The sequence below is a fragment of the Niveispirillum sp. KHB5.9 genome, assembly GCF_048066115.1.
In the GTDB taxonomy this organism is placed as follows: domain Bacteria; phylum Pseudomonadota; class Alphaproteobacteria; order Azospirillales; family Azospirillaceae; genus Niveispirillum.
In genome coordinates, this window is the sequence record NZ_JBLTYX010000022.1 from 36,009 (window position 1) to 52,226 (window position 16,218).

General features: G+C 68.5%; 11 protein-coding genes. 5 read left to right on the plus strand and 6 right to left on the minus strand.

What is annotated here, in order from left to right; genetic code table 11:
- The first annotated feature begins 37 nt into the window (after positions 1-37).
- On the plus strand, positions 38-1,723 hold the full coding sequence (locus ACM9HJ_RS25750; RefSeq protein WP_416574653.1) for a YjbH domain-containing protein: 1,686 nt from the start codon (positions 38-40) through the stop codon (positions 1,721-1,723).
- Between the two features lie 3 nt (positions 1,724-1,726).
- Here the strand turns inward: ACM9HJ_RS25750 and ACM9HJ_RS25755 are convergent, their stop codons facing one another.
- Positions 1,727-3,151 (minus strand): ATP-binding protein, encoded by a 1,425-nt coding sequence (locus ACM9HJ_RS25755; protein WP_416574654.1) that lies wholly within the window; start codon positions 3,149-3,151, stop codon positions 1,727-1,729.
- Complete coding sequence (locus ACM9HJ_RS25760) at positions 3,148-3,879, minus strand: response regulator (RefSeq protein WP_416574655.1); 732 nt, start codon at positions 3,877-3,879, stop codon at positions 3,148-3,150. Before ACM9HJ_RS25760 ends, ACM9HJ_RS25755 begins: the two co-directional genes overlap by 4 nt.
- A gap of 217 nt (positions 3,880-4,096) precedes the next feature.
- Here ACM9HJ_RS25760 and ybaK point away from each other — a divergent pair, with 217 nt between their 5' ends.
- The gene (gene ybaK, locus ACM9HJ_RS25765; RefSeq protein WP_416574656.1) at positions 4,097-4,585 is read left to right on the plus strand and encodes a Cys-tRNA(Pro) deacylase; all 489 of its coding nucleotides are present in this window, start codon (positions 4,097-4,099) and stop codon (positions 4,583-4,585) included.
- A gap of 163 nt (positions 4,586-4,748) precedes the next feature.
- Complete coding sequence (locus tag ACM9HJ_RS25770; protein ID WP_416574657.1) at positions 4,749-5,774, plus strand: diguanylate cyclase; 1,026 nt, start codon at positions 4,749-4,751, stop codon at positions 5,772-5,774.
- Between the two features lie 51 nt (positions 5,775-5,825).
- Here ACM9HJ_RS25770 and ACM9HJ_RS25775 read toward each other — a convergent pair whose 3' ends face one another.
- Genes ACM9HJ_RS25775 through ACM9HJ_RS25785 form a run of 3 tightly spaced genes read right to left on the minus strand, consistent with a single transcriptional unit; the run spans position 5,826 to position 10,652 of the window.
- Complete coding sequence (locus tag ACM9HJ_RS25775; RefSeq protein ID WP_416574658.1) at positions 5,826-7,229, minus strand: efflux transporter outer membrane subunit; 1,404 nt, start codon at positions 7,227-7,229, stop codon at positions 5,826-5,828.
- Between the two features lie 19 nt (positions 7,230-7,248).
- Positions 7,249-9,231, minus strand: a complete 1,983-nt coding sequence (locus ACM9HJ_RS25780) for a MacB family efflux pump subunit (protein ID WP_416574659.1) — start codon at positions 9,229-9,231, stop codon at positions 7,249-7,251.
- Positions 9,228-10,652, minus strand: a complete 1,425-nt coding sequence (locus tag ACM9HJ_RS25785) for an efflux RND transporter periplasmic adaptor subunit (RefSeq protein ID WP_416574660.1) — start codon at positions 10,650-10,652, stop codon at positions 9,228-9,230. Before ACM9HJ_RS25785 ends, ACM9HJ_RS25780 begins: the two co-directional genes overlap by 4 nt.
- A 324-nt stretch (positions 10,653-10,976) precedes the next feature.
- On the opposite strand from ACM9HJ_RS25785, the gene ACM9HJ_RS25790 reads away from it, so the two are divergent.
- Together ACM9HJ_RS25790 and ACM9HJ_RS25795 are read left to right on the plus strand one after the other, a co-directional pair.
- The gene (locus tag ACM9HJ_RS25790; RefSeq protein WP_416574661.1) at positions 10,977-12,152 is read left to right on the plus strand and encodes a glycosyltransferase; all 1,176 of its coding nucleotides are present in this window, start codon (positions 10,977-10,979) and stop codon (positions 12,150-12,152) included.
- A complete protein-coding gene (locus tag ACM9HJ_RS25795) occupies positions 12,149-13,621 on the plus strand; it encodes a hypothetical protein (protein ID WP_416574662.1) in 1,473 nt (490 codons plus the stop codon). The genes ACM9HJ_RS25790 and ACM9HJ_RS25795 overlap by 4 nt, the downstream gene beginning before the upstream one ends.
- Here the strand turns inward: ACM9HJ_RS25795 and hrpB are convergent.
- Positions 13,618-16,113 (minus strand): ATP-dependent helicase HrpB, encoded by a 2,496-nt coding sequence (hrpB, locus tag ACM9HJ_RS25800; RefSeq protein WP_416574663.1) that lies wholly within the window; start codon positions 16,111-16,113, stop codon positions 13,618-13,620. The genes ACM9HJ_RS25795 and hrpB overlap by 4 nt on opposite strands.
- Between the last annotated feature and the right edge of the window lie 105 nt (positions 16,114-16,218).

The window sequence follows — 16,218 nt, forward strand, 5'->3', positions numbered from 1 at the left end:
TGATTTTTCCGGCAATCGCGATGAATAGTGCAGGCGCATGCGCCTGCACCCTTCCCTGTTCCTGCTGTTGTCACTGGCCCTGCCCTGCCGGGCTGACGGGCCGCCATCCGACCAGCCCGGCGCCTGGCTGCCGGCGGCGGGATCGGCCTGGATCGCCACACGGACGCCCGGCGACGGCGTGCCCGGCCTGACATTCGGCATGCGTCCCATCCGGCCGCTGGTCGCCGCCATCCGCCAGGGGGATGCGGGGGCGGAGGCGGATTTCGCCGTGGAACTGGCGGATGGGCGCGGTGCCCTTCCCCTGCTGGTGCTGGACAGTCGCGGGCATGGCGGCAGCCGGACGGAGCGGCTGGACAGTCTGCTGCTGGGCGCCAGGCTGGGCGAGGTGGAGGCCAGCAGTGGTCTGGCACGGGCGGGGGATGGCGGTTTGCACCCGCTGCTGCATCTGCGCTTGGCCGTACAGGTGATGGGTGTGCGGGGCTGGCTGTCGGGCGGCCTGGGTGGTCCGGACGGGGCGATGGTGGAGGCGGCCTGGCCGTTGGAGCCGGGAACCATGGTTTCGCTGGGCTGGCGGCGGGATCGCGGGCTGGTGGCGGGTGCGGTCTTCCAACTGGCGGGGGCAGCGTATGCGGAACCGCTGTTCGGCCTGTCACGGCGGGCGGATGGCGGGCGCTTCACCGATATCGGACCGTTCCAGTCGGCGGGAGCGGCCTTCCATGCTGGGTTGCCCCAGGACGCGGTGGTGCCGCCGCGCGTCATGCTGTCCAGTCACCGTTTGGGGCTGCCGGGTGTGGCCGTGGGGCTGCTGGGACCGGATTTGGAGGCGCTGCGGCGTCACCGGCTGAGTGCCGCCGAACTGCGCCGCAATGCGCGGTTCAGCCGGGCGGACACGCCGGACGATCTGGTGCGGCACTGGGAGTTGCAGCTGGATGCGACCTCGGAACTGGAGCCGGGCGCGCGCGGTGATGTCTGGGCCAGCCGGTTATCGGCGGGGGCGCGATTGCATCTGCTGCCCTTTGCCGAGCTGATCCTGACGGGTGAGGGGCGGGTGGCCACAGCCGCCTATGTCCCCTGGCCGCGATGGGAACCGCCATCGGCGGGGCGGGATGATGCGGCCCTGTATCTGCACCGGCGGTTCAGCCTGGATCGGGCGCAGATGGCGTATGTCCGGGCGCTGTCACCGTCGCTGGACCTGCTGGTGGAGGGCGGGCATCTGGATCCGATATATGGGGGTGGCGGGGCGGAGCTGCGCTACCAGCCGCTGAAGGCCCGCTGGTCGCTGGGGGCGGTGGCGCACCATGTGTGGAAACGGCCGCCGACGGTGCAGACCATTTACCGGGGTACGGGGCGGACGACGGGATTCGTGACGGCCGGGTGGGAGGGGCGCGACGGCGGGACGCGCACGGAACTGGCGCTGGGGCGGTATCTGGCCGGGGACTGGGGCGGCAGCTTTACCCTGTCGCGGCAATTCGGGTCGGGTTTGGAACTGGGACTGGATGGAACGGCGACGGTGAAGACCACGCGGCTGGGGTTGAGCTTGACCATGCCATTGGCGGGGCTGGGCGGACATGTCGAGACGCTGGCCCGGCTGCGGGTGCGCCCGATGGCGCGTGAGCATGCAGAGCGTCTGGACCGGGCGGTCAGCCTGTCGGACCTGCGTTTCGCCGCCGGCTACGGTCGCGTCAGCCATGATTGGGATCAGGGTCTGCGACGGGGATGGTGAGGATCACGCGGCCTTGCGATAGACCAGCCCGTCCACATGCGGGCCGGTGACGATGGGCAGGGTGATGACGGCGTTCAGGCCGCCATCGGGGCGGTTGGACAGGCGGATATCACCACCATGGCCGCGCACCACGGACCGGGCGATGGACAGGCCCAGGCCGACCCCGCCGGTGCGGCGGTTGCGCGACGCCTCCAGCCGCACGAAAGGTTCGAACACCCGCTCCATGTCGGTCACCGGGATGCCGGGGCCATCATCGGCAATGATGATCTCCGCCCCCGCCCCGTCGCTGCGGATCGACACCCGCGCCGTGCCGCCATAGGCGAGCGCGTTTTCGATCAGGTTGCGTACCGCGCGGCGCATCGAGCTGGTGCGGCAGATCAGCGGCAGCCGGTCGGCGGCGGTGAAGCTGACCGGATGGCCAGTATCGGCGAAATCGTCGCACACGCTTTCCACCAGGGTGGAGAGATCGGCGCGCACCGCCTCCTCCCCCAGTTCCTCACGCGTGAAGGACAGCGTGGCCTCCACGGTGGCCCGCAGCTCATCCAGGGTTTCCAGCATGCGGACCTTGGCCTCGCCTTCCTCCAGCAGCTCCACCCGCAGGCGCAGGTTGGTGATGGGGGTGCGCAGATCGTGGGAAATGGCGGCCAGGATGCGGGTGCGATCGTCCACGAAGCGGCGGATGCGGGCACTCATGGCATTGAAGGCATGCGCGGCGCGGCGGGCCTCGTCCGGCCCGCGTTCCGTTTCCAGCGCCGGCACGCTTTCACCCCGGCCCAGCCGGTCGGCACCGTCGGCCAGGTCGCGCAAGGGGCGCGACAGGCGGCGGGAGATGTAGAAGGTGGCCAGCGCCACCATCAGGATGGAGGTCAGCAGGGTCCAGGTCGATGTGCTGCTCCACACCGTCGGCTGGATCATGCGGCGGTTGACAGCGTTCAGCCATTGTCCGTCCGGCAGGCGGATGGAGAATTTCATCCCCATCTCCACCGGATCGATGGCGGCCCAGGGATTGTGGAACCAGGCGGGATCGGCCGTTTCCGACCGGTTCCACATCTTGAACAGCACGGCACTGCGCGGCAGGTCCAGCAGGTCCATCAGCCTATCGCGCGCAGCGATGGCCTGCGGGTCCCTCAATTCGTAATCGGGGCGGATGATGGGCTGGTCATCCACGGTATAGCGGGTTTCGCGGGCATGGATGGCGCCCAGCGTGTCGTCGCGCAGTTCGCGCGGCAGGGTGCCCATGATACGGCTGGTATTGGCGATGCGGGGCAGCATCTCCTCCAGATGGGTACGGCGCACCGTGGCGGCCTTGTCGTCCAGCGACGCGGTCCAGCTGCCGAACTTGGCCACCAGCATGGCCCCGACCAGCAGCGCCACCATGTGGGTGAACAGGCTGCGCGGCTGGCGCAGGAAGGCCGCCAGCCGCCTCATGCCGCCTTCACCTCCGTCGCCAGGCAATAGCCACCGCCCCAGACGGTCTTGATCAGGGTGGGGTTGCGGGGATCGGGTTCGATCTTGCGGCGCAGGCGGCTGACCTGGTTGTCGATGGAGCGGTCGAACACGTCCGCTTCCCGCCCCTTGGTCAGGTCCAGCAGCTGTTCGCGGGTCAGCACCATGTTGGGATGGCGCACGAACGCCTCCAGCAGCGAGAATTCCGCTGTGGACAGCGAGACGACGACACCGTCGGAGCCCAGCAGTTCGCGCCGGTTGAGGTCCAAGAGCCAGCCATCGAAGGTCAGGCGGCTCTCCTCCCCCTTCTTGCGTCCGCCGCCGACCGGCAGGCTGTGGCTGCGGCGCAGGACGGCGCGGATGCGGGCCAGCAGCTCGCGCGGTTCGAACGGCTTGGTGACGTAATCATCGGCCCCCATCTCCAGCCCGACGATGCGGTCGGTGGGCTCGCCGATGGCGGTCAGGAAGATGACGGGCGTGTCCATCGTCTCGCGGATATGGCGGAACAGGCTCAACCCGTCCTCCCCCGGCATCATCACGTCCAGCACGATCAGGTCGGCGGCGCAGGCGCGCAGCCGCCGCCGGGCGGCGGCCGCATCCTCTGCCGCCGTCACGCGCATCCCGTGCTTTTCCAGGAAACGGGTCAGGGTTTCGCGGATGTCGCGGTGGTCATCGACCAGAAGGATATGGGGATTCTCTGTCGCCTGCATCGGGTTCGGGGGGTCATGGATCGCCAGTGGACGACCATGGCACGGCCGGCGCGCCACGGGAAGGCGTGACCGCGTACCAAATTGTATCGGTTTATGACAGTGCGAACGCACTCACGTGTATGTCGGGCACTTCCGGCAGGTCGGCCATAAGTCTTGACCGGCCAGGCCCCGCCCGGAAAAGATGGCACCCCTTTCCCTTTTGGAAGACGCGATCCCCATGTCCGCCAAGGCCACGCCCGCCGTGAATGCCCTGAAATCCGCCGGCGTGGCGCATCGGCTGCTGGAATATGATTACGACCCGGATGCCGATGCCATCGGCATGGCCGCCGCCGCGGCCCTGGGTGTTGATCCGGCCATGCTGTTCAAGACGCTGGTGTCGGACGTGGAAGGGGTGGGGCTGGTCTGCGCCGTCATCCCGTCGCCCGCCCGGCTGGACCTGAAGGCCCTGGCCGGTGCGGCCGGGGGCAAGCGTGCGGCCCTGGCCGATCCCAAGATGGCGGAACGGGTATCCGGCTATGTCATCGGCGGCATCAGCCCGCTGGGCATGCGCAAGCGCCTGCCCACAATGATCGACGCCAGCGCCGGTGAGTTGGCGGAGATGATCATGAATGGCGGCCGCCGGGGCTTGCAGATCGCGGCGGCTCCGGCCGACATCGTGCGCGTTCTGGGTGCCAAACTGGTGCCGATCACGGTCGTCAGGGCCTAACCCATTGTTTATAGGTCGGTCGCAGCCCGACCGCACCCCATCCGGCCGATGGATGCGGGCCGCATCATAGCGAATGGATAGGTATCTCGCCTGTCTCAAAAGGATATACATTTGGTTCAGTCGGCGAACCGTACCGCCGCACACAGGGTAATAGGGGACGACGATGGCGACCTTGGAGACCCTTCCCGGCGGCGAAAGCTGTGAGATACGGTTTGACGAAGCGTTGCGCCTGCATGCGCTTGAGCGCTTCCAGATCGTGGACAGCCAGCCCGAGCTGCCGTTCGATCGTATCGTCACCATGGCGAAACGGGTATTGCGTGCGCCGATCGCGCTGATTTCCCTGATCGATCAGGACCGGCAATGGTTCAAGGCGCGCGTGGGGCTGGACGTGGCGCAAACCCCGCGTTCCCTGGCCTTCTGCGACCATGCCATCCGCCAGCGCGCCGTGATGGTGGTGGAGGATGCCACGCGTGATCCGCGTTTTGCCGGCAATCTCCTGGTGACCGGCGATCCCGGCATCCGGTTCTATGCCGGGGCGCCCCTGATCACCCGCGACGGTCAGCCGCTTGGCACCGTGTGCATCATCGACCTGCAGCCACGCGCGATGACGCCGGGGGAACAGGAGACCCTGGCCGACCTCGCCGCCATCGTGATGGATGAGATGGAGTTGCGCCTGGCCAACCACCACCTTGCCGTACTGGCCCAGACCGACCCGCTGACAGGTGCCTTGAACCGCCGGACCTTCTTCTCCCTCACCGAGCGGGAGATCGGGCGGCGATCCCGCACGGGCTGCGATCTTGCCGTGCTGCTGATGGATATCGACCATTTCAAGAAGATCAATGACACCCACGGCCACGCGGCGGGTGACAAGGTGCTGACCGGTTTCACGCACCGCATCAGCCAGGTTATCCGCGTTCAGGATGTCTTTGCCCGCCTGGGGGGAGAGGAATTCGCCCTGGTGCTGCCGGACAGCACGCTGGCCCAGGCCGTGGAAACAGGGGAGCGTCTGCGCCGCATCGTGGAGCATACGCCGATCCCGACCGAAAACGGCCCGATCAAGGTGACCGTCAGCATGGGGGGCGCCGTCGTCCATCCCGGCGAGGTCAGCATCGACCCGGCCCTGGCGCGCGCCGACGAAGCGCTCTATCGCGCCAAGCATGAAGGGCGCAACCGGGTTCTGGCGGCGTAGCGCCCGCCGCCGCCTCACTTCCTTCCCTTGGCGCGAAGGAGGGGATGTTCTTCACGTCGCCGTCCAACCCCCGCCCAGCGCGCGGTAGAGCGACACGGCGGCCTGCATTTCCGCCAGGCGCACCTGGGTCAGCTGGTCCTGGGCCGACAGCAGGGATCGCTGCGCGTCCAGCAGGGTCAGCAGGTCGGTCGCACCCTCCCGATAACGCGTCTCGGCCAGTCGGAACAGTTCGCGCGACAGGCGCACGGTTTCTTCCTGGTACTGGCGCTGGCGTTCGGCGTTGCGGGCGGCGGCGAGTGCCGTCTCAACGTCGGAGAAGCCGGTCAGGATGGCCTTGCGGTAGCTCTCCACCAGTTCCACGCGCCTTGCCTGGGCGGCGTCGACGCTGGCCGACCGGCGGCCGCCGTCGAAGATGCTCTGGGCCAGCGACAGGCCGGCATTGGCCACGGCCGACGGGGCGTTGACCAGGCTGGAGAGGCCGGCGCCCGACAGGGTGCCAGACAGGCTGATGCTGGCGGCGGGATAGAGGGCGGCCTTGGCGATGACGATGTCGGCCCCCGCCGCCTCCAGTTGCCGCGCGGCGGCCTTCAGGTCGGGACGGCGCTCCAGCAGGTCGGACGGCACGCCCACGCCGGTGGCCGGCAGGCCCAGCCCGCCCAGGCCAGTGGCCACGACCGGCAGGTCGCCGGGGCTGCGGCCCAGCAGCACGGCCAGACTGTTTGCCGCCGCCAGTTCCTGCTGGCGCAACGCCGGCAGCGAGGCGCGCTGGCTGGTCAGCGACGTGCGCTGCTGCGCCACCTCCAGCGCCGTGGCGGCACCGTTGCGGTAGCGGGCATCGACCACCTTCATCACCCGCTCGGCCAGTTCCAGGTTCTCTTCGGCACTGCGGATGCGGTCGCGCAGGGACAGGACCTGGAAATAGGTGTTGGCGACGGTGGAGGTGACGGTCAGGGCAACCGTCTCTTGGTCCAGCCGGCTGATGGAAGCACTGATGGCGGCACTGTCGGCGGATGCCTTGTTGGCACCCCAGAAATCCAGCTCATAGCTGGCGGACAGGCCGACATTGGTGCCGGTGCGGCCCGACCGGCCGCCGGGGCCGGACGCGTCGCTTTCCTGACGGCTGATCCCGGCCGACCCATTGACGCTGGGCAGCAGGTCGGCACCGGCCGCTCGGGCACGGGCGTCGGCCTGCAGCAGCCTTGCGGCGGATGCGGCCAGGTCGGGATTGGCCCGGCGCGCATCGGCCAGCAGCGACACCAGTTCCGCCGAACCGAACCCGCCCCACCAGTCGGCGGCGGGCCAGGCATTGGCGGCACTGGCCGCATCGGCCTGCTTCCAGGCCTGGGGCGGGGCGACGGGGCTGGCGGTGGAACCGTAATCCCCATGGGCGCAGGCCGACAGGATGGTTCCGGACAGCAGCAGGGGCAGGATCAGGCGGGACGTACGGGCGATCATTCGGATCATCCAGATTGGGTTAGTCAGACGCCAGGGCCACGACGGGATCCAGCAATGCCGCCCGGCGGGCAGGCGTGTAGCCGAAGATCAGACCGGTGGCGAAGGCGCAGGAAAAGGCCAGCAGCATGGGCGGCAGGGTCAGCTGGATATCGACCTTGAACAGGGTCAGGAACAGCGAGATGCCGATACCCAGCGCCACGCCGATCACCCCGCCCAGCGCCGAGACCAGCAGCGCCTCCAGCAGGAATTGCTGCATGACATGGCGGGCGCGGGCACCGGTGGCCATGCGGATGCCGATCTCCCGCGTCCGTTCCGTCACATTGACCAGCATGATGTTCATCACCCCGATACCCCCCACCAGCAGGGAGATCGCGGCGATGGAGCCCAGCAGGATGGTCATCGTCTCCCGCATCGCCGACAAGGTGTCGATGAAGGAGGCGGTGTTGCGGATCTGGAAATCCTCCGCCTGATGACGCGCGGTCAGCAGGCTGGTGATCATGGCCTGCGTCTCGTCGATCTGCGCCAGGTCATCGACCAGCACGGTGATGGTGCGCAGATCGCGCCGGCCGAACAGGCGGTAGGAACCGGTGGTCAGCGGCACGAACACCACGTCATCCTGGTCCTGGCCGCCGGGATTGGCGCCCTTGGGCGACATCACCCCGATCACCTGGAACGGCACGTTGCGCAGCAGGATGTAGCGGCCGACCGGGTCCTGGCCGGGGAACAGGTTGTTGGCCACCGTCAGGCCGATCACGGCCACGGGGGCATAGCTGTCCATGGCCGACTGGTCGAAGAAGGTGCCGCTGGACGGTTCCCACGACCGGGCCTGCTGCACATCCGGGCTCGTCGCCGTGATCTGGGTCTGATAGTCCAGATTGCCGGCACGCGCCGTCATGCCGCCCGTATATTCGGGCACGGCGACCACGACATTGGGCACCTTGGCCAAGGCGGTGGCATCGTCGGCCACCAGCGTGGCCACACCATTGGCGTTGCGCTGGCCGGGCGCACCGGGGCGCACCACCAGCAGGTTGGTGCCCATGGCGCTGATCCGTTCGACCATGGCCTTTTGCGAGCCGTTGCCCACGGCCAGCATGGTGACCACCGAGGCCACGCCGATGACGATGCCCAGCAGGGTCAGGATGGTGCGGTAGAGGTTGGCCGACAAAGCGCGCCGGGCCATCATGAAGGCTTCAAACACCTCCTTGGCGGTCCAGTCGCTGTCCTGCCCTTCCTCCGGCACCTGGATGGTGCGGGCGGGAACCGGCGGCGGGGCGGCACTCCCGGCGGCATGGTCGGTCGGATGGTCGGCGACGATCTGGCCGTCCTTGATCTCCACCAGGCGCCGGGCATTGTTGGCCACGTCGCGGTCATGGGTGATCAGGATGACGGTATGGCCGCGCGAGGCGAGGTCGGAGAGCAGGCGCATCACCTCCTCACCGCTGCGGCTGTCCAAGGCGCCCGTCGGTTCGTCCGCCAGGATCACCTGGCCGCCATTGACCAGGGCCCGGGCGATGGAGACGCGCTGCTGCTGACCACCGGAAAGCTGGCTGGGCCGGTGGTCCATGCGTTCGGCCAGACCCAGTGTGGACAGCAGTTCCGATGCCCGCTCATGGCGCGCATCCTTGCCCATGCCGGCATAGATGGCCGGAACCTCGACATTCTCCACGGCCGTGGACATGGGGATCAGGTTGTAGGACTGGAACACGAAACCGAACGCCTCGCGCCGCAGCATGGCCAGCATGTCGCGGTCGAAGGTCGACACGTCGCGCCCGTCGAACAGGTAATTGCCCGTCGTCGGCCGGTCCAGACAGCCCAGGATGTTCATCAGGGTGGATTTGCCCGACCCCGACTGACCCATGATGGCGACGAATTCACCCGGATAGATCTTCAGCGAGATGCCTTTCAGCACCTGCACTGCCATCTCCCCGTTGGAATAGGTCTTGGTGATGTCCACCAGTTCGATCAAGGGCGTGGCATGGCCCGGATTGTGCGGCGTGCTCATAGCATCCCCGGCGGGCGCATGCGCTGCATGTTCTGCTGCTGCTGTTGCTGCTGGGCCTTCAGCTGACCCGACGACGGCTTGCGGCCCACCACCACTTGGTCACCCTCGTTCAGGCCGGACACGATTTCGGCATTCACCCGGTCGGCGACACCGACCATGACGCGGCGTTCCTCCAACGTGCCGTCGGCCTTCAGCACCTGCACCATGCGGGGACGCTCACGCTGGCCGCCTTCACCCGGCGGGGCACCGGCGGGGGCATTGCCGTCGCGGCGGCGCTGGCGCTGTTCACCATTGGCACCGGCCGGGGGCTGGCCGCCCTGCGGCGGGGCACCCGCCTGGGGACCGGCCTGCTGCGGACCACCCTGGGGGCCACCGGCGGAACCGGGGGCCCGGGGCTGGCGCTGCTGGAAGGCGGCGACGGGCACGCGCAGGACATTGTCGGCCGAGGCGACAACGAAGAAGGTCTGCGCCGTCATCTGGGTCATCAACTCGCCGCCCGGATTCTCCACATCATAGAGCGCGTTGTAGAGAACCACGTTGTTCACCACTTCCGGCGTCGGGTTGATCTTGGCCAGGGTGCCGCGCCAACGGCGTTCCGGCCGGCCCAGCGTGGTGAAATAGGCATGCATGCCGATCTTCAGGCGGGAGACGTCGGCCTCCGACACCTGGGTGGTCACGGTCATCACCGACAGGTCGGCGATGCGCAGCACGATCGGGGCCGACTGGTTGGCGTTCAGCGTCTGGCCCTGCTTGGCATTCTGCGACACCACCGTGCCCGACATCGGGGCGTAGATCTTGGTATAACCCAGGTTCGCCTCGTCACCCCGCAGGGTGGAGGTGGTCTGCCGGATCTGGGCGTTCACCGCCTTCACCGCGGCGTCGGCGGCGCGCAGCGTCTTCTGCGCGCTCTGGAACGCATCCTCGCTGGTGGCGTTTTCGGCCATCAGGTTCTTCTGCCGCGTATGCTGCTGTTCGGCCAGCGCCAGTTCGGCCTGACGCTGCGTCAGCTGCGCCTGCAAATTCTCCAGCTGGGCGCGGTCGGCCTCCACACGGGTCTGATAGACGGTGGGGTCGATCTCCGCCAGAAGGTCGCCCTGGTTGACCTGCTGCCCGATCTCCACATGCACCTTGCGCAGCTGGCCCGACACCTGCGTACCGACATCCACGTAATCGCGCGGCTGAAGATTGCCGACGGCGGTGACGCTGTCCTCGATATTGCCGCGATCGACGGCGGCCGTCATATAGTCGCCGGTCCCGTCACCATTGGCCGCACTGCCCGCCTGCCACCAGTAGACACCGGTGGCAATGGCCAGCACCCCAAGCCCCAGCAGGATGTTGCGGCGGCGGAACAGGGAACGTTTGGGGCGCCGGCCTTGTGGCTTGGCATGGGCCTTGGTCGTGACTTGGGGCGCAGGCTGCATCATCGCTTCTTTGGCAAACGGGTTGGTGCGTACGACCCTTATACGCCGCGCCTGCGAAGACCCTGCGGCGAAATTTCTTTAAATTTTTGTCATGTGCTTCGCTTCGTGCGCCCTCAAGCGCCGGGCGCCCACATCCGTGGGCTTGGCTTGCGCGCCACGTGGCGCGGGCCGGCGGTCGCCGGCCTCACCGGCCTCACCGGCATGAGTTCATGCCGGTGGTAACCGTCCTGCACGGCAATCATCACGCAAGCAACGTCCAACGGTCAGAAAACTGTCAGGAAGCACCGATAGGGTGACGGATCGAACGGTCATCGAAGCCGACCCATGCATATCGCCCTGTTCCTGCATTCGCTCAGCACCGGCGGCGCCCAGCGGCGCTCCATCATGCTGGCCAACGGCCTGGCCGCGCGCGGCCACTGCGTCGATCTGGTCACGGCCGTGGATGGCGGGCCGCAGGTGGCATTGGTGGCCGGAAATGTCTCGCGCCTGCCCCTGGCCGGCGGCAATGCCAAGGCGGTGGCCAGCGGCGGGGCGCGGACGGGGGAATTGCTGGGGGCGTTGAAGCCGCTGTCGCGCTATCTGCGCCACCGGGGGCCCGATATGCTGGTGGGCATGGCCAACCATGCGGTGATCCCCGCGATCCTGGCCCATGCGATGGCCGGACGGCGCGACACGGGTCTGGTGCTGCGCGCCAGCAACCATCTGTCGCGCCGGCGCGGCGGCGGGCTCAGCCTGCGCCGCCTGCCGGAAGCCGCCTTGTGGCGCCGGGCCGACGGGGTGCTGGCCGTGTCCGACGATGTGGCCCGCGACGTCACCCGCGTGACGGGAATGGACGGCAACCGCGTCATCTCCGTCACCAGCCCGATCCTGCCCGACCGGTTGCCGCTTGCGCAGCGGGTACAGCGCGACGGGCGGGAGCCGGCGCAGCTGCTGGCCATGGGCCGGTTCGTCAAGCAGAAGGGGTTCGACACGCTGCTGCGCGCCTTCGCCCGGCTGATCGCGCGCCGGCCGGCGCACCTGACCCTGGCCGGCGACGGGCCGGACCGGGCGGCGCTGTTCGCATTGGCGGGGGAACTGGGCATCACCGCCCATGTCAGCTTTCCCGGTCTGGTCGATGATCCGTTCGCGCGCATGGCGGCGGCGGACCTGTTCGTGCTGTCCTCGCGCTGGGAAGGCATGCCGGGGGTTCTGGTGGAGGCGATGGCCATGGGCTGCCCGGTGATATCCACCGACTGTCCCGGCGGATCGCGTGAGCTGCTGCGCCAGGGGGCGTTGGGGCCGCTGGTGCCGGTTGATGATGTGGCAGCATTGGCCGATGGCATGGATGCGGCTCTGGCCCATCCGGTGGCCGACGCCGTGCTGCGCCACCGGGCGTCGGCCTTCACCGTGGCCAATGCCACGGCGTCGTACGAGCAGGCCTTGCTGTTCCTGGCAGGCCAGTCGCCCACCGCCGACAGCCGGCCGGCACAGGCGGGCGGCCTGGCCTGGCACCTGGATTGAGGGCGTATCTCCCCTCCCCCGCCGTCGCCCTTTACTGGCTGGCACTGGTCCTGCTGCTGGCGGCCTTCGCGGTCGGGCGCGGCTATAATCATGATGAGGAACAGTTCGTGGCGGCGGCTGTGCTGGCCATGGACGGGGTGCCCTATCGTGACTTCGTCTATTTGCAGCCGCCCGCCTATCTGGCGCTGCTGTCGGGACTTTACCGGCTGCTGGGGCTGGATGGCGGGTATTTCCTGGCGGGGCGGCTGCTCAACCTGGGCTTTACGCTGCTGGCGCTGGCGGCACTGTGGTGGCAGGCGCGGGCTTGCACGGATGACCGGCGGGTGGCGGTGGCGGTGACCCTGCTGTTCTCGGCATCGACCGCCGTGCAGCCGGCCATCGACAGCATGCGCAACGATATGGCGCCCTGTGCGCTGGCCTTGTGGGCCGCGGTGCTGGTGATGGGGGAGCGGGATCGCAGGCGCGTGCGTCATGGGGTGGTGGCGCTGGCCGGGTTGCTGCTGGCGGGTGCGGTGGGGATGAAGCTGTCCTATGGGTTCGCGCCACTGGTGATGGGGCTGTGGCTGTTGTGGCGGCGGGTCGGGATGCTGCCGGGTTTTGTCGCGGGCGGAGTGCTGGGGGCTTTGTGCCTGCTGCCCTGGCCACTGATGGGCTGGGCCGGGTTCGTGGAGGGGGTGTTCACCTATCACCGCATCACCCCGGCGCTGTGGCATGAAGAGGCGGGGCTGTCCGCCTATTTCGGGCTGGAATATCTGGCGGAGTTCCTGAACCGGCGGGTGTTCACCGATGCGGTGCTGGCCGGCTTGCTGTTCCTGGCGACAGCCACATTCCTGGCGCATCGGCGTGTGGGTCTGTCGGGCCTGCTGATGCTGGGGGCGCTGGCTTTTGGGCTGCTGCCGCGCCCGCCCTATATCCAGTATTTCATGCCGTTCGCCGCCTTCACCCTGCTGGCCCTGCCGGCGGCCTGGGTGGCGATGGAGAATGCGGGGAGTGTGCGGGGCGCCTTACTGGCGGCGGTTATGCTGCTGGGGACATTGCCCGGCACCTTGGTCATGCTGGCCAATGCGCCGCGTCTGGTGCAGCCGGGCAAATGGATGCTCGCCCGTGTGGCGGCGGCTGGTGAGGCCATCCGGGACGAGGTGCGGGCGGCAGGGCTGGACGGGCCGGTGGCCACCCTGTCACCCATTCCGGTGTTGGAGGCGGGGCTGGCGATCTATCCGGAACTGTCGGCCGGGCCGTTCTTCTATCGCACCGCCGACCGGCTGACACCGGAGAGGCTGCGGGGGTTGAACGCCGTGGGGCGGCGGGACCTGCCGGGCCTGCTGGCGGCCCGGCCGCCGGCGGCGATCCTGCTGGGGCGGGAGGATACGGTGCTGGAACAACCGCTGCTGGATTACGCACAGGCGCATGGTTTCGTGGAGAGGCCGGTGCCGGGGGTGAAGGGGCTGCGGCTGTTCCTGGCGCGTTAGGTGCCCCGCCGCTTGGCCCTTGCCGTGGGTTCCGCCACCAGCGGGTCGTCGGGCCAGTAATGGCGGGGATAGCGGCCGGCCAGTTCCTTCTTCACGTCCTTGTACGATCCGGACCAGAAACCGGCAAGATCACGCGTCACCTGCACCGGCCGGTGGGCGGGTGACAGAAGATGCAGCAGCACGGGGATGCGCCCGCCGCCCAGGCGCGGGGTTTCCGCCAGCCCGAACAGTTCCTGCAACCGCACCGCCAGCACCGGTTCCTCCCCGCTATAGTCAATGGGGATGCGGTTACCGGTGGGCACGGTCAGATGGGTGGGGATCTCGGTATCCATGGCCTGACGCTGGTTCCAGTCCAGGATGCCGGTCACGGCGGAGTGCAGATCGATCCGGTCCAGATGCGACCGGCGGGTGACGCCCGACAGGTACGGCGCCAGCCAATCCTCCAGAGTCGCCAGCAACCCGTCATCCGACACATCGGGCCAGCGGTCGGGCGATGCGCGGTGCAGGAAGGCGACGCGGCGGCGCCAGCCCTCCAGCTCCTTGCTCCAGGGCAGGCAGGACAGTCCCATCGATCGCACCCCCTCCAGCATGGCGGGCAGCACCAGATCGGCCGGCGGATTGGAAAGCGGCTCGTCCTTCAGCGACAGTTCGAACAGCCGGCGGCGGCGGCGGGCCTGCACGATCTGCTGACGGTCATCCCAGACCACCTCATTTTCCGCCCTTATGTCATCGGCGAAGGCTTCTTCCAATGCCGCCTGGGTGACGGGGGCCGCCAGATAGATGCGGGCGTCGCGCCCCTGCCCGTCCAGATCGGCGACGGCCAGCAGGTCGGATGCGGCCAGCCCGTCGGTCGGATCGAGTGCGGCACCACGCCCGCCCGACAGACGGAACTGCCCGGCCGCGCCCGCCCGGCGCTGGGCGATGCGGTCAGGATAGGCGAGCGCCAGCAGCAGGCCGGTATCATGATGGTCCATGTCGCCGGGCGGGCCGCCCAACTGGCGTTCCAGCTGCTTCGCCTGTTCCAGGGCTTGGTGCAGGGCGCCGCGATCGACATCGCCGCCGCGCCCGCGTTCATCCAGGAATTCAAGCCTCGTGCGCAGATCGGCATCACGCCGGCCGCCGCCGCGCAGGATATCGCGCTCACCGATCAGGGCGGCGATGCGGCAGGCCAGCCGGGTGCGGCCCAGTTCCTTGCCGCGCAGCGCCAAATGCGCCAGACGCGGATGCACGCCCAGCCCGGCCATGGCCTTGCCGTGGGCGGTGATGCGCAGCTTGTCATCGATGGCGCCCAGTTGCTGCAACAGGTTGCGGGCCTGGGCCAGGGTGGATGCTGGCGGGCTGTCCAGCCAGGACAGTTCATCGGCATCGACAATGCCCCATTGCGCCAGTTCCAGGGCCAGGGGGGCCAGATCGGCGCGGGTGATCTCCGCCGGGGTGAAACCGGCCAGCGCCCGGTCGGACGCTTCCGACCAGAGGCGGTAGCAAAGACCGGCCGACAGGCGCCCGGCGCGGCCCCTTCGCTGATCGGCGGATGCCCGCGATGATTTCAGCGTCTCCAGCCGTCCCATGCCGCTGCGCGGATCGAAGCGTGACAGGCGGGACAGGCCGCTGTCGATGACGATGCGGATGCCTTCGATGGTCAGGCTGGTCTCGGCGATGGAGGTGGACAGCACCACCTTGCGCTGGCCCGCCGGGGCCGGGCGGATGGCAGTATCCTGGGCTTCCAGGCTCATATCGCCATAAAGCGGGGTCAGCAGGACATTGGCGGGCAGGCGCCCCTCGGCCAGCAGCCGTTCCACCCGCCTTATCTCCCCGCTGCCGGGCAGGAAGGCCAGGATGGAGCCCTCATCCTCTGCCAAAGCCCGGCGGATGGTGCGTGCCATATGGTCATCGGCGCGATCGGTGGGACCGGGTTCGGCCCAGCGCGTCTCCACGGGGAAGGCGCGGCCTTCCGACGTGATCAGCGGTGCCCCGCCCAGCAGGTCGGCGACCGGCCCGCCATCCAGCGTGGCCGACATCACCACCAGCCGCAGATCGTCACGCAACAGCGCGCGGGCCTGCAGGCAGAAGGCCAGCGCCAGATCGGCATCCAGGCTGCGTTCATGGAACTCATCGAACAGAACCGCCGACACGCCCTCCAGCGACGGATCGGATTGCAGGCGGCGCAGGAAGATACCCTCCGTCACCACCTCGATCCTGGTGGCCGCCGACACGCGGCTGTCCATGCGCACACGATAGCCGACTGTCTGCCCCACCTCCTCACCCAGCATTTGCGCCATGCGCCGCGCGGCACCGCGGGCGGCCAGACGGCGCGGTTCCAGCATGATGATGCGCCCCGATGCGGCCCATTGCTGGTCCAGCAGGGCCAGCGGCACGCGCGTGGTCTTGCCGGCACCCGGCGGGGCCTGGAGGACGGCCGTGGTGCCGACGGCAAGCGCCGACAGCAGGGCCGGCAGGGCATCATCAATGGGAAGGGCGGGAAAGTCGGGCATGGGGCGATGCTATAGCCGCTGATGGGCAGGCTGAACAGGGGGCCCAAACCGGCCCCGGACGTGATGGCGACCATGGTGCTTCAAATCCCGGTCCCGACTGTCTAG

Bases quoted from the DNA above. Each gene is read 5' to 3' on its own strand.
- ACM9HJ_RS25785 (WP_416574660.1), bottom strand. From the start codon at position 10,652: ATGCAGCCTGCGCCCCAAGTCACGACCAAGGCCCATGCCAAGCCACAA.
- ybaK (WP_416574656.1), top strand. From the start codon at position 4,097: ATGTCCGCCAAGGCCACGCCCGCCGTGAATGCCCTGAAATCCGCCGGC.
- ACM9HJ_RS25770 (WP_416574657.1), top strand. From the start codon at position 4,749: ATGGCGACCTTGGAGACCCTTCCCGGCGGCGAAAGCTGTGAGATACGG.
- ACM9HJ_RS25790 (WP_416574661.1), top strand. From the start codon at position 10,977: ATGCATATCGCCCTGTTCCTGCATTCGCTCAGCACCGGCGGCGCCCAG.
- ACM9HJ_RS25750 (WP_416574653.1), top strand. From the start codon at position 38: ATGCGCCTGCACCCTTCCCTGTTCCTGCTGTTGTCACTGGCCCTGCCC.
- ACM9HJ_RS25755 (WP_416574654.1), bottom strand. From the start codon at position 3,151: ATGAGGCGGCTGGCGGCCTTCCTGCGCCAGCCGCGCAGCCTGTTCACC.
- hrpB (WP_416574663.1), bottom strand. From the start codon at position 16,113: ATGCCCGACTTTCCCGCCCTTCCCATTGATGATGCCCTGCCGGCCCTG.
- ACM9HJ_RS25760 (WP_416574655.1), bottom strand. From the start codon at position 3,879: ATGCAGGCGACAGAGAATCCCCATATCCTTCTGGTCGATGACCACCGC.
- ACM9HJ_RS25780 (WP_416574659.1), bottom strand. From the start codon at position 9,231: ATGAGCACGCCGCACAATCCGGGCCATGCCACGCCCTTGATCGAACTG.
- ACM9HJ_RS25775 (WP_416574658.1), bottom strand. From the start codon at position 7,229: ATGATCGCCCGTACGTCCCGCCTGATCCTGCCCCTGCTGCTGTCCGGA.